This is a genomic window from Bacteroides sp. MSK.18.37 (assembly GCF_019129155.2).
Taxonomy (GTDB): Bacteria; Bacteroidota; Bacteroidia; order Bacteroidales; family Bacteroidaceae; genus Bacteroides; species Bacteroides ovatus.
Window position 1 is genome coordinate 3,066,729 of record NZ_JAHOIB020000001.1, and the last position, 13,845, is coordinate 3,080,573.

General features: G+C 40.3%; 10 protein-coding genes. 8 read left to right on the forward strand and 2 right to left on the reverse strand.

Annotated features, from left to right (window positions below; genetic code table 11):
* Nucleotides 1-204: 204 nt before the first annotated feature.
* The 6 genes from KSX81_RS12335 (at nt 205) to cysK (ending at nt 5,059) form a co-directional block, all read left to right on the forward strand.
* The gene (locus KSX81_RS12335) at nt 205-768 is read left to right on the forward strand and encodes a restriction endonuclease subunit S (protein WP_004322923.1); all 564 of its coding nucleotides are present in this window, start codon (nt 205-207) and stop codon (nt 766-768) included.
* 7 nt (nt 769-775) lie between these two features.
* Nucleotides 776-2,248 (forward strand): N-6 DNA methylase, encoded by a 1,473-nt coding sequence (locus KSX81_RS12340; RefSeq protein WP_004298590.1) that lies wholly within the window; start codon nt 776-778, stop codon nt 2,246-2,248.
* A 5-nt stretch (nt 2,249-2,253) separates the two neighbouring features.
* Nucleotides 2,254-2,781: a hypothetical protein gene (locus KSX81_RS12345; RefSeq protein WP_224440831.1), complete on the forward strand. Its 528-nt coding sequence runs from the start codon at nt 2,254-2,256 to the stop codon at nt 2,779-2,781.
* A gap of 19 nt (nt 2,782-2,800) precedes the next feature.
* Complete coding sequence (locus tag KSX81_RS12350) at nt 2,801-3,601, forward strand: alpha/beta hydrolase (RefSeq protein WP_217725446.1); 801 nt, start codon at nt 2,801-2,803, stop codon at nt 3,599-3,601.
* A 29-nt stretch (nt 3,602-3,630) separates the two neighbouring features.
* Complete coding sequence (locus KSX81_RS12355; RefSeq protein WP_217725447.1) at nt 3,631-3,972, forward strand: cupin domain-containing protein; 342 nt, start codon at nt 3,631-3,633, stop codon at nt 3,970-3,972.
* A 139-nt stretch (nt 3,973-4,111) separates the two neighbouring features.
* Nucleotides 4,112-5,059 (forward strand): cysteine synthase A, encoded by a 948-nt coding sequence (gene cysK, locus KSX81_RS12360; protein WP_217725448.1) that lies wholly within the window; start codon nt 4,112-4,114, stop codon nt 5,057-5,059.
* A gap of 103 nt (nt 5,060-5,162) precedes the next feature.
* Here cysK and KSX81_RS12365 read toward each other — a convergent pair whose 3' ends face one another.
* Nucleotides 5,163-6,956: a glycoside hydrolase family 2 protein gene (locus tag KSX81_RS12365; RefSeq protein WP_217725449.1), complete on the reverse strand. Its 1,794-nt coding sequence runs from the start codon at nt 6,954-6,956 to the stop codon at nt 5,163-5,165.
* Nucleotides 6,957-7,005: 49 nt separating this feature from the next.
* Nucleotides 7,006-9,243 carry a glycoside hydrolase family 3 N-terminal domain-containing protein gene (locus KSX81_RS12370; RefSeq protein ID WP_004298584.1) on the reverse strand — a complete coding sequence of 746 codons (2,238 nt, stop codon included), beginning with the start codon at nt 9,241-9,243 and terminating at the stop codon, nt 7,006-7,008.
* A gap of 206 nt (nt 9,244-9,449) precedes the next feature.
* On the opposite strand from KSX81_RS12370, the gene KSX81_RS12375 reads away from it, so the two are divergent.
* On the forward strand, nt 9,450-11,444 hold the full coding sequence (locus KSX81_RS12375) for a glycoside hydrolase family 97 protein (protein ID WP_004298582.1): 1,995 nt from the start codon (nt 9,450-9,452) through the stop codon (nt 11,442-11,444).
* 171 nt (nt 11,445-11,615) lie between these two features.
* On the forward strand, nt 11,616-13,823 hold the full coding sequence (locus KSX81_RS12380) for a T9SS C-terminal target domain-containing protein (RefSeq protein ID WP_224440832.1): 2,208 nt from the start codon (nt 11,616-11,618) through the stop codon (nt 13,821-13,823).
* The last annotated feature ends 22 nt before the right edge of the window (nt 13,824-13,845 follow it).

Here is a 13,845-nt window from a genome sequence, read left to right on the forward strand (position 1 = left end):
CTACTTGACTAAATTCGAAGAGAGTGAATAAAAAGAGATATTTTGCTTATTTACCTGTTTTTTTCCTTCATATTACTTGTAAATAATGAAAAAAGCTATATATTTGTGGTATCTATCCGTTGTGAGCATGTTGATAACCGGGAGATAGTTATTTTAATAGTTGAATTAATTATATTAAGTAGAGTCTGTATTATAAAAGAAATAATGAATAAGAAAGTAACTTTAAAGGATATAACCATGATGCAATCCGGTATATATATGAAAACTGATTCGCAGGGTGAGGTCAGATATTTGCAGGTGAAGGATGTTGATCCGGAGAGTCGACTTGATTATACTCAAGTAGCTACGGTAATAAATACAGGAATTAATGATAAGCATTGGTTGAAAAAAGGTGATTTGCTATTTGCGGCTAAAGGAGGCTCTAATTATTGCATATTGTATGAGGGGGCAGAACGAAGTACTATAGCATCTTCATCCTTTATTATTATACGTCCCATTACTAGTGATGTATTACCGGAATTTCTTTGTTGTTTTTTAAATACGCCGTCTATTCTTGGTATGTTGAAGAGCGCAGCGGTAGGTACGGGCATTCAAGTGATTCCCCAATCGGTAATAGGAGAAATACAGCTTGATATACCATCTATAGAAGTACAGAAGCTTGTTGTAGAAATGGATCAGTTGAGAAGAGAAAGTGAATGTATTCGTAGTGAAATAAATGAACTTAAACAAAGTTTGCAGGATCAGTTGCTGATGGATTCTTTAAAATGATTGTACTATGAAAGAAAAAGCGTATTATATTGCAAATAAAGCGCGCCAAATCTTGGGTGGAACGCTTTCTGCCAATCAGTGTAGGGATTATGTATTGGCTTTGCTATTTCTGAAGTCTGCAAGTGAATATTATAAGTCTAATGATTCTTTTCAACAAGACGATAACAAACTTACTCTACACTTATTGGTGTCCGAGCGTAGTTCTTTTGATTATCTATGTAAAGCGCTTGATTCACCGGATCTTGGTAGATTGATAAATATGGCTCTTTATGAATTGGAGCAGGCAAATGGGTTCGTAACTGAAGGTTATGAAATCAATAAAGCTATTGATTTTGAAAGTAATATATTAGGAGAAGCAAACACGCGATCGAGTAAATTGCGTGGACTCCTTCAACTTTTTCAAGAAGTCAGGTTGACTGATGCTATCGGGCAGTTGATAGATGTTGGTGATTTATATAATCAGTTATTATATATTTTTGCTGAAGAGGCGGGGAAAAAGATAAATAATGTACTTGCTCCTACAGAGGTAGTTAGTTTGATCACGAAACTAATAGATGGCAATAGAAAAAATGCTTGTTTGTGCGATCCGGCTTCTGGTAGTGGTACTCTGTTGATTGAGGTCGGTAAAAAAATGGGGATCAGGGGTACTGATATCTATGGGCAGGAAGTGAATTGGAATTTGTATGCATTGACAAAAATGAATCTGATGCTGAATGGCTTCAAGGGTGCGACTTTTCTTTGGGGAGATAGTCTTCGTAGTCCTAAATTATTGGATCATGGAGGGTTGAAAAAGTTTGATATTGTTGTTTCTGTACCTCCATTTGCAGATAAGTGGGCATCTGAGGAAGCTTATGATGATTTTTACAGACGCTTTAAATATGGTATTCCTCCTAAAAGTCAAGTTACATGGGCATATATAAGTCATATTTTGGCAAGTTTGCGGAATGATGGACAAGCTGTTGTAGTAGTGCCGGTAGGTGTTCTGTTCCGAAATACTGAAAGCAAGATACGAGAGCAGATTATTGAATACAATCTACTTGAGGCGGTTATTGAATTGCCGTCGAATCTATTTCATGGAACGGCTATTTCTACGGCAATTCTCGTATTCAGAAAAGAAAGAATGAGGACGCAAACTTTATTCGTTGACGCACGGAAGGGGTATATTTCGAATAAAGGTCTTTATAAACTTTCTGATAAAGTATTGGAACAACTTCCGAATATATATAAGAAGTTTCTTATCGGAGAAGAGGTGGGGGGAGAAAAAAACGGTTGTCCGGTCTATGTTGCTACGCAGGATGAGATACGGCATAACAAATATGACTTGAAAGTAATTAAATATGTGGAGGATAAGATTGAAAGAAAGGAGATTGATGTAAAAGATGCTTTACGAAAAATTGATGAATTGGAAGAGCGGCTAACGTATATTGATAAGCAATTCAAAGATTGTGCATGGCGATTGAGGGAACTGACTAAAGAATAGTAATTATGAAAAAAAGACACAGACATATGATAGAAATTGTAGTTACAACAGTCACAATTCTAGCGGGAGTGGTTACTTTGCTTTCATATTTCTCGAAAGAAAAAGTCAGAGTGACGGTTTGCTGTACAGAGAGTACATTGCTGACGCAAAAACCTAAAATACCGGGGATTACTGTCTTTGTACAGTATGAAGATACGATACTGGTTGAAAATCTTTGGAGAATATGTTATACGTTAGAGAATACGGGAAATAAGAATATTATTGGGGAAGGTGCCCAATCTTCTTTAGTAGTTAAAGGGGGTGGCCTTCCATTATATACGAGAAATATAAAAAAGATGATTCAATTATCAGCCACGGAAAATAACATGGTAGAACTGAGAGATAATATGCTACATTTTAAACAGTGGCTGCCGGATGAGTGTATCACAATCGAAGCTTTGGTGGAAAGCTCAGGTGAGAATCCTGAATTATATATTGATGAACATGACATTATTAACTCTAAAGTAATTTTTAAGAATAGTACTAATAGATGAATATAAAATAAATGAAACCATGAAAAAGATTTGCCTTCTTCTCTTTTTGCTTTGTGCTTGCATTGCTCAAGCACAAAATGCTTATCGCACAAACAAAGATATATCTTATGTCTCTGGCTCCGAAACGGATACCTATCGTCTGGAACGTTGTAAACTGGATATTTATTATCCTGAAAACAAGAAGGATTTCTCAACTATCGTCTGGTTTCACGGTGGTGGTATGGAAGGTGGAAATAAATTTATTCCCAAAGAATTGAGAGAACAAGGGTTTGCAGTAGTGGCGGTGAATTACCGTTTGAGTCCGAAAGCAAAGAATCCGGCTTACATCGAAGATGCGGCTGAAGCTGTGGCATGGGTTTTCAAGAATATTGAGAAGTATGGTGGTCGTAAGGATCACATTTTTGTTTCCGGTCATTCAGCGGGAGGCTATCTTTCGTTGATTCTGGCAATGGATAAAAAGTACATGGCAGCATATGGAGCAGATGCCGATAGTGTAGCTGCTTATCTTCCGGTGAGTGGTCAGACGGTGACACATTTCACTATTCGTAAGGAACGCGGTTTGCCTGACGGTATTCCGGTGGTTGATGAGTATGCTCCGGTAAATAAGGCTCGTAAGGAAACAGCTCCTCTCGTGTTGATTACGGGGGACAAGCATCTGGAGATGGCGGCAAGATATGAAGAAAATGCGTTGTTGGAAGCTGTCTTGAAAAGTATAGGTAACAAGAAAGTGACTTTGTATGAGATGCAAGGATTTGATCATGGTCAGGTACTTGGTCCGGCATGTTATCTGATTACAGATTATGTGAAGAGATTTAAATAGTATAGTTATAAATAAGAATAGATTGGAAGATGAAAACACGCAGTGATGCTTTTCAGTTTGAGAAAGAACTGGATTGGGAAAAACCGGCTCCGGGAATCCGCCGTCAGATGATGGGGTATGACGGACAGCTGATGATGGTGAAGGTGGAATTTGAGAAGGGCGCTGTCGGTTCTATGCATCAACATTATCATAGTCAGGCTACTTATGTTGCAAGCGGTAAGTTCGAATTGACCATTGGCGACCGGAAAGAAATTCTCTCTACAGGTGACGGTTATTATGTGGAACCTGACCAGCCTCATGGATGTGTTTGTCTGGAAGCGGGTGTATTGATTGATACATTCAGTCCTATGAGAGCTGATTTTTTATCATAATATTTGGCGGAATCATAATATCTGGCGGGAAGTCAGACATATATGGTATGAATTTACCATATATATGGTATTTACTCTGAACAGAATCCGCACTATCTTTGCCATATATTAAAACAAGAGAAATTTAAAACAGGTATATATGGAAAAGATAGCAAGAAAACTGACGGATTTGGTAGGTAATACTCCGTTATTGGAACTTAGTAACTATAATAAGAGTAACGATCTGAAAGCCCGTCTGATTGTAAAGATTGAATCTTTCAATCCGGCAGGAAGTGTGAAAGACCGTATCGCATTGGCTATGATTGAGGATGCTGAAGCGAAAGGCGTTTTGCAACCCGGAGCAACTATCATTGAACCGACCAGTGGGAATACCGGCGTGGGATTGGCTTTTGTTTCAGCAGCTAAAGGTTATAAACTGATTCTGACGATGCCCGATACCATGAGTATTGAACGGCGTAATCTTCTAAAAGCCTTGGGAGCGGAATTAGTATTAACCCCCGGTGCGGATGGCATGAAAGGAGCCATCGCCAAAGCTGAAGAACTGAAGGCTGTCACTCCTGGAGCGGTCATCTTACAACAATTTGAGAATCCTGCTAACCCCGCCATGCATTTACGGACTACCGGTCTGGAAATATGGAGAGATACCGAGGGGAAGGTTGATATCTTTGTGGCCGGAGTAGGTACTGGCGGCACAGTGAGCGGTGTAGGTGAAGCGCTGAAGATGCGTGATCCGAGTATAAAGATTGTGGCAGTAGAACCCTCTGATTCTCCGGTACTCTCGGGAGGAAAGCCAGGCCCGCATAAGATTCAGGGAATCGGTGCAGGGTTTGTTCCTAAAACGTACAAGGCTTCTATCGTAGATGAAATTATTCAGGTGCAGAATGACGATGCCATTCGTACGAGTCGTGAATTAGCCAAACAAGAAGGTCTATTGGTTGGCATATCTTCAGGAGCAGCGGTATATGCTGCTACGGAACTGGCGAAGCGCCCGGAAAACGCAGGAAAGATGATTGTTGCGTTGTTACCTGATACGGGCGAACGTTATTTGTCTACCATTTTGTATGCTTTTGAAGAATATCCTTTGTAAAGATGAACAAATTTTGTGGTATGAGGATGGATGTGTCAAAACTTATATTTGATATATAATTCATCCTCATGTATTTTCGTTCCATTATTTTATAATACGTTCGCTAATTCTTATTAAAACTACTGTAATAATCACGTACAATATACCAAGCTTTTTTACGATATCCTTGATCGGACACTAAGCCTTTGCGATTCCATTCACCTCCTTGATTGGGATGAAAGCGGAAAGGAGAACGGAAATCGAATAAAATCCATGGAGATATTCCACGCAGATTTGGGATATGGCTGAACATTTTCAAGTTATCAAGATATAATTGTTTCTGATAGTCTTCACTCCATGAACTTTTGATATCAACCTTGCCTTTTTCCCCATACAATGCCTCCCCTCCGAATTCTGATATAATGAGAGGTTGTCCGGATGCTATATTCCATTTTACTTGTCCGGGTTCAGCAGGCCAATTGTGGTACCATCCCATATATTTATTGATCGCAACCACATCCAGTTCTTTTATGAATGAATCTTTCATCTCGAAGGCTTTTGTTTCTTGATTGTATCTTGCCAGATCAAATGCGGCAGTAATGAGTCTGGTAGTATCCAATTCATGGCAACAATTAATTAAATATCTGAGGAACTGGTTGCGTGGTTCGGAAGTGGCTGTTTCATTGGCAACTCCCCAAAATGTAAGAGCACATCGGTTTATATCACGCATAATCATCTCTTTAATCATTTTGCCTGCTTTATTTTTGGTTTGTTCATTGTTAAAGTCTATCCCTTGCCAGATAGGAATCTCCTCCCATAAGAGAAAACCCATTTTCTCAGCGGTTCTTACGATATACTCGTTTTGGGGATAATGAGCCAGGCGAACCATGTTAGCACCTAACGCTTTTGCTTCCGATAATAGCATGATTGCATCGCTTTCTGAAAAAGCGCGCCCTTTGCGTTGTGGAATTTCTTCATGAAAGCTTATGCTTCGCATAAAGATGGGCTTGTCGTTTAGATAAATATCTTCTCCTTTCACATAGATGTTACGAAATCCAATCTTTTCTTCTATTCTATCAGAGCCAGATGAAATAACGACTCTATATAGTTTGGGAGATTCGGGTGACCAGCGTTGTAACTTTCGGGTTGTGAAAGAGAGTTGTGCGCTACCTGAAAGATCTGTTACTAATTCTTTTTTTACTTTCAGTTCCGGTATTTCAAGCATAATTTTCTGCCCTTCTTTTCTGTCTGACAAAGAAATATGCGCATTGATTTTATCAGATTTGAATTTATCTAGCTGGATAAAATAATTTTTAATATACTTTTGAGGAACTGTTACAAGCATGACATCTCTTGTAATTCCTCCATAATTCCACCAGTCGAAAGACATGGCAGGTATTGCATCTTTGGTTCGGGTGTTATTCACTGCTACAGCCAGAAAATTATCATTCTCTTTAACTTTATCAGTTATATCTATTTGAAAAGGTGTGAACCCTCCTTCGTGCTGACCTATTTCATTCCCGTTCAGGTACACTTTACAACGATAACTGACTGCATTGAAGTATAATAACAATCTTTCGTTTTCCTTTTTCTTGATGTCCAAATGGCGAGCATACCAAACTGTTCCTTCATAAAATTTAAGTTCGGGAATCTGAGAGTTCCAGTCGGAAGGAACGTTCAAAATTAAACCTTCCTCAAATGAGTATTCATAAAAATCAGTTTTACCCACAGGCTTTTTATTCTTAAACATACCCATTCGGATGCCTTGGTCATAAGGGTCTATGATTGCATTCCATTTGCCATTCAGTAGTTGGTAGTTGCGTCCATAGACATTTGCGATAAGCTCCTGAGACCGACAGTTTTGACTTACCAGGATGAGTGACAATAACGTCAGGATGATGTGTTTTTTAGTTCTCATAAATGTTATTTATTTCAGTTATTATGTTGTATATCTGAATGAAGTCAGGCTATTTGTTGGAAGATATTCGTGTCTCCAGTAATTCAAAAGAGGTAGCCCGTAGGTTGTCGGAACTATTACCTGCAAATAGTTTAAACTCGCCGGGTTCAGTAATGAATACTTTTTCATGGCTGTAAAATGAAAGATCTTCCGTAAACAGAATGAATTCGACAATCTTTTCTTCTTTAGGTGCTAATTCTACTTGTCGGATGCCGCAAAGCTCTATGAGAGGACGTGTAATGGAACTTACGACGTCTTGTAAATAGAGTTGTACGGTTTCTATTCCTTTATATTTTCCGTTATTTCTGACTTTTACTTTTACCTTAATAGGTTCGTTAAAAAAATATTTCTCTTTCTCAAGTACTGGGGTGTCTATTTCAAATTGTGTGTAGCTTAGTCCGAAACCAAAGGGGTAGGCAGGCAAAGCTGTTTCGTCACAGTATCCGCTGACATATAGATTATTGGGAACCCAAGGTCTTCCGGTTCGCTTCTGGTTATAATAAATAGGACATTGACCTACTTGTTTGGGAAAAGTAACCGGTAGCTTTCCGGAAGGATTATATTTTCCGGTGAGTATATCTGCAACAGAGTTCCCTGCTTCGGATCCCAACCACCAAGTCATTAGTATGGCATCGGCATAAGGTTCCATATCTGAGAAAATCAATGGTCGTCCTCCCATTATGAGTGCTACAACCGGTTTGTTGCTTTTTTCTTTTAATTGTTTTACTAGCAACTGTTGATTTCTGTGGATATTGATATCCACTTTTGACCTTGCTTCTCCTGATTCCATTGCTCTTTCTCCTACCGCTACAATAATCATGTCGAAGCGGTCTAATGCCGGTAATGGTTTGAGTTCATTATTTTCCAAATCATATCCTTCGATATAACTTATTTGTGCGTGTGGGATAGCATTACGTAAACCCTCATCGACTGTAACAACCTCTTTTTCGTCTCCTACTGCTTTCCAATTGCCTAACATATCTTTGGAGGCTTTGTTGAGAGGACCGATTAGTGCGATGTTGGATATATGCGGCTGGATAGGAAGGACTTGATTGTTTTTGAGAAGGACGATTGACTTGCTTCCCATCAGGCGTGCTGATTTTCGATGTTCGTTGATTATCTTTTTATCACTTAGTTCCTGATATCTGTTGTTGTAACAATAAGGGTCGTCAAACAGCCCTAATTCGTATTTCAATGTCAGTATTCGTCTTACGGCATTATCTATCAGGTTTACATCTACTTGGCCTTCGTTTACAAGGTCGACCAGATTTCTTTTATAAGACATGGAGTGCATATCCATATCACATCCTGCTATGACGGCAATTCTGGTAGCATCTTTGTTGTCTTTGCCCATTCCGTGTCGGGCAATTTCTCCAATGGAACCCCAATCGCTTACGGTAAAACCTTTAAATCCCCATTTTTCTTTTAATAGCTCACTTTGAAGATATTTGTGGGCAGTAGCCGGAATACCGTTTATTTCATTGAATCCTGTCATTAACGTAGCTACACCGGCTTTTACAGCACTATGAAAGGGAGGGAGATATACTTGATGGAGTGTAGCATCCGAAATATCGGCTTCCGCGTAGTCTTTTCCGGCGAGGGCAGCACCGTATGCAGCTAAATGTTTGGCACAGGCAAGAACAGTATTCTGTCGGGAATAGTCTGTTCCCTGAAAGCCTTCTATGCGCGCTTTGGCTACCTGGCTTCCGTACCATGTATCTTCGCCTGCACCTTCCATACCTCTTCCCCAACGGGCATCTCTGGCTATATCTACCATTGGCGCAAAGGTCCAGTGAATACCGTATGCTGACGTTTCGGAAGCGGCTATCCGGGCGGTCTTCTTTATCATTTTCAGGTCAAAACTGGCAGCTTCTCCTAATGGAATAGGGAAGATAGTCCTCATCCCATGCACAACATCCAAACCAAATATCAAAGGAATCTTGAGGCGTGATTGCATAGCCAAATCCTGATACTGTCTGGCACGTTCTACCGTAATGATGTTGAACATCGAACCGACCATTCCCTTTTTTATTTCTTCTACATGATTTTGGTTTTTGATGGTAGGACCTGTCTGGAGTTTGTCATTGGAGTATTGGATCATCTGTCCGACTTTCTCTTCCAACGTCATTTGTTGAAGAAGAGAATCTACTTTCCGGCTATAATCTTTTTTTATAGGTTGTGCCGATAAGTCATTCAGCAATATGCTGTAATTAATAAGTAGTAGGATATAAACAATATACTTTCTCATTTTATTTTTTGATTGAATGGTGATTATGATTTTCCGTAATGATGCTTACAAAAGTAGGGCTTATAAACATAGGTAAGAAAGGCGTGCGTCTCAAAAACTTGCGGAATCGTCTCATACCCGAAATTTAGCCTTGCAACGCTTGTTAGCAAGGAATGAAATGTATAGTTTTGCTCTCAATCATTTAAAACCAAGTTATAAGAATAAATATGAAAAACATTACATTAATTTCTCTATTTCTGTTTTCGGCTACTTTGGGATGGAGCCAGAAACGCTATGAAGTATTCTCTCCTGACAAACAACTGAAGGTGTCTGTAAAAACGGGGAATGTTCTTTCTTATGCATTGTTACATAAAGGCGATACTTTGATTTATCCTTCTTCTATTTCTATGATATTGGGAGACGGAGAGGTGTGGGGACCAAACTCAAAAGTACGGTCTGTGCGTAATAATACGGTGAATAAGACGATAGCTTCTCCTTTTTATAAACGTGCTGCCGTTACTGACCATTTCAATGAGATGACACTGGTTTTTAAGAATGGTTTTAACCTTATTTTCAGGATGTATAATGAAGGTATGGCCTATCGTTTTGTATCGAGCGGGGATAAGCCTTTTACGGTAGTGTCGGAAGAAGCGCGTTTTCATTTCCAGACAGACCGGAATGCTTACATACCGTATGTCCGTACTAAAAGCGAAGACCGTGAGAAGCAGTTCTTTAATTCATTTGAAAATATATATACTTATGAGGCCATTAGCCGGATGAATCCTCATAAACTGTTATTTTCTCCTATGGTTGTTGAGACGGGTGATAATCGTAAATTATGTATTGCTGAGGCTGATTTGGAACAATATCCCGGTATGTTTCTGGTTAAAACGAAAGATCGGAACGCATTGGAGGGAGTATATGCTCCTTATCCCAAGGAGAAAAAGCAAGGAGGATATAATTCCTTGCAGGAAGTGATACAAGTGCGCGAACCTTATATCGCTAGTTGTCAGGCTAATGCTGTATTTCCCTGGCGTATTGTTGTCGTTTCCGAGAATGATAAAGAGTTGGCAGATAATGATATGGTCTATAAGCTTGCTGCTCCTTCGCGCGTGAAGGATATATCATGGATACGTCCGGGAAAAGTTGCCTGGGAATGGTGGAATGCCTGGAATTTGAAAGGAGTTGATTTTAAGACCGGAGTGAATAATGAAACTTATATGGCATATATTGATTTTGCTTCTCGTCATGGCGTTGAATATGTAATTCTGGATGAAGGATGGGCTGTGAATTTGAAGGCAGACCTTTTTCAGGTAGTACCGGAAGTTGATTTGAAGAAACTGATAAATTATGCCGCTTCCCGTAATGTCGGGTTAATTTTATGGGCGGGATATTATGCCTTTAATCGTGATTTGGAGAAAGTCTGCAAGCATTATTCCGAGTTAGGAATAAAAGGTTTTAAGGTTGATTTTATGGACAGGGATGACCAGCCGATGGTTGAATTTTACTATAAAGCGGCGGAGATTGCTGCAAAACATCGGTTATTGCTGGATTTTCATGGAGCTTATAAGCCGACAGGACTAAACCGCACTTATCCGAATGTGCTTAATTTTGAGGGAGTGCATGGGCTTGAACAATTAAAGTTTACTAGTAATAATATAGATCAGGTGACTTATGATGTGACTATTCCGTTTATCCGTATGCTTGCCGGACCTATGGATTATACGCAAGGTGCCATGCGTAACGCAAATAAAAAGAATTTCCGCTATATTACTGAGGAGCCGATGAGTCAAGGCACTCGTTGTCGTCAGTTGGCGGAGTATGTAGTTTTTGAATCTCCTTTGAATATGCTGTGTGACAGTCCTTCTATGTATGAGCGCGAAGCGGAATGTACGAGTTTTATAACTTCGATCCCCACTGTATGGGATCATACAATATCTTTGGATGGGGCTATCGGGAAATATGTGGCAATTGCCCGTAAGAAAGGAAAAGACTGGTATGTGGGAGCAATGACTAATTGGGATGAACGCACGTTGACACTTGACTTGTCGTTTGTCGGTGAAGGTGCGTTTGCGGCGGAAGTCTATCGTGATGGAGCAAATGCTCACAGAGTAGCATCCGACTATGTAAAAGAAGTGATTGATATTCCTGCAGACAGGAAACTGAAGATATCTATGGCGCCAGGTGGAGGTTGCGCAATGAAAATCTATAAAAAACCGTAGTTATCAATGGAAAGACGGAATAATATTCTTTTAAAGGTCCTTTTGTGGCCGTTTATATATATCGGTATGCTATTTTGCTTAGGCAACCATTCCATATATGCTAAGGAGACTTGTAGGATTGAAACTGCAAGTTATATTCTTCAAGCATCCGGTTTTGACGAAATATTTGTTATGAATAAACAATCGGAAAAGCTTGTCCGGTTGGGAAGTATGAGGTTGGGATGGTCACCGGCGATTGTTCCGGAAGCGTGTACTTATGAAATGGTGAAGGAGGATGGTTGTCAGGCTATTCGTGCTCATTTTACGTTTCCTGAAAGAGATGACAGTGGAAGGAAAATTCCGGAGACGCTGGTTCTTACGGGTACTTATATAGCACGTCCTTCTGCGGTAGATGTCCATTATACTGTTAGTGGGATGCCCGAAGGATATGTAGAAAAGAAATGGGGCGGTTCCCAATTCCGTTTCGTTTTATTAGGGGAGCGGAGCTTGGAACTGCCTGTAGCGAAAACTGGTCTTTGGCAACGTCATTCTGAAGGTGGGCTTCCCATTGAAGAGTTTGATGCAAAATTTGTTCCTTTTCGGAACGGCAATTATAAGATATGTTTGGCGTATAACAAAGGTAATTCTGCTAATCTTAATTGGAAAGACGAGGGATTCAGACATACAGTATTTACTGAGAAAAGTCTACAGGGAGAAAAGGTTCTGGATACTCGCTTTTCTGTTGTGATTGCTTCGGCAGACGAATCTTACGAGGTCATCAGCTCACGATGGCACGGGCGTCCGTTTGCACTGACTCTGACTACAGATAAAACCTACAACTGGTGGGAAGACGCCTTGGAGACTTTGGAAGTGAATGTTAACGTAACCAATACAGCTCAAGAAAAAAAGAACTTTAGGTTAAATTATTGGGTACGTGATTTTAAGGGCAATGTAGTTGTCAGACAGAGCGAAGCTTTGGTATTAGCTAGCGGAGAGTGTGTTGTTCGGCCTGTCCGGTTCAGGTCGGAGCAAGAACGGGATTTGTTTTTTGTAGAAGCCTCTCTGGTCGACAATGAGGGGCGTGAGCAAGTTTTTTCCAGAACTAATATTTGCGTATTGCCTCCTCATAAGTTTTTTTCTTCTCCTGAGAAAAGCATTATGGGGCTTTCTGCCTATTGGGAGATTCCTGATTTGGATAATTTGAGCCGCTTGTTGCAGAGAATGGGAGTAAAATGGTTGCGGAATGGAGATACGGCAAATTTTCCTTCTATATGGGCGATGTTCCATAATAATGTTAATTGGAAAAAGGAATGGGACGAACAGATGCGTAAAAGAACGGTTCGTGCTTGTCTTGAAAAAATGGTTTGCAATGGCAATAGGATATGGGAGTTTGGCAATGAAATCAACATGGATAATGCAGGTATTGCCGTAAGCAAAGATGGCATCGGAGGCGCTGTGTTGCTTGAACCTTATGTGGCGTGGCTGAAAACAATTCGCCGGGTGCAGCAGGAAAAACCGGAATGGCAGGCAATTAAACTGATTTCATTTGGCATGGCAGGTTGGGATGAAATATTTATGAATAAGTTGGTAGAGGTTGGTGGTTGGGACTTGTTGGATGGCATTGCATTGCATCCGGGTAGAGGAAATTATACTCCTGATTATCCTGTAGTTACTCCGTGGAAAAAATATCAGAAACCGGTTAAAGGATATCCTTATTGGAATTATTACGCTTCCATTCGATTGGCAAATGATTTTATAAAGAAGCATGGCGGAAATAAGGAACTGTATTTGACGGAGGTTTATGCGTTGGATTATCCCAATCATTCATGGAACGACACTCCTCGTGGTTCTGCCGAGAATGTAGTCTTGTCGTATGTATTGGCAGCGGCGGAAGGAGTGAAGAATGCTCTTTATTACCAATTGTTTAATTCAGTTTGGTTCGACCAACTGGGAGTGAATGCCGGCAACCGGGAGTATTTCTTCGGTCTTATCAACAGAGATCTTAGCTTTAAGCCTTCACTGATGGCTTATTGCACGATTGCCGAAGCACTGGACGGGGCAACATGCAAGGGATGGATTAAATTCCCAGATGAGAACAGCCATCATAGAGGATTGCTGTTCGACACTCCCAGCGGGGCGATGGCCGTCCTTTGGAATAGAGCGGAAGGGTTTATCCAGAAACACAATGCCCTGTCTCCAGAACCTTGGGTGGATACATGGCGTGTGCACACGGAGTTGGAACTCCCTGCTGCCGGAGAAAGTCTGAAGTTGGTGAACGTCATTGGACAGAAAATACGGTTGAGAGCTCCTGATCATAAGGCAACCATATCATTGACCGGGGCACCTGTCATCGTATATGGAATAGATACCGCAAGACTCAACCTTTACACTGTTGATTGATTCTTTCTTTGAGGTCTTTTGA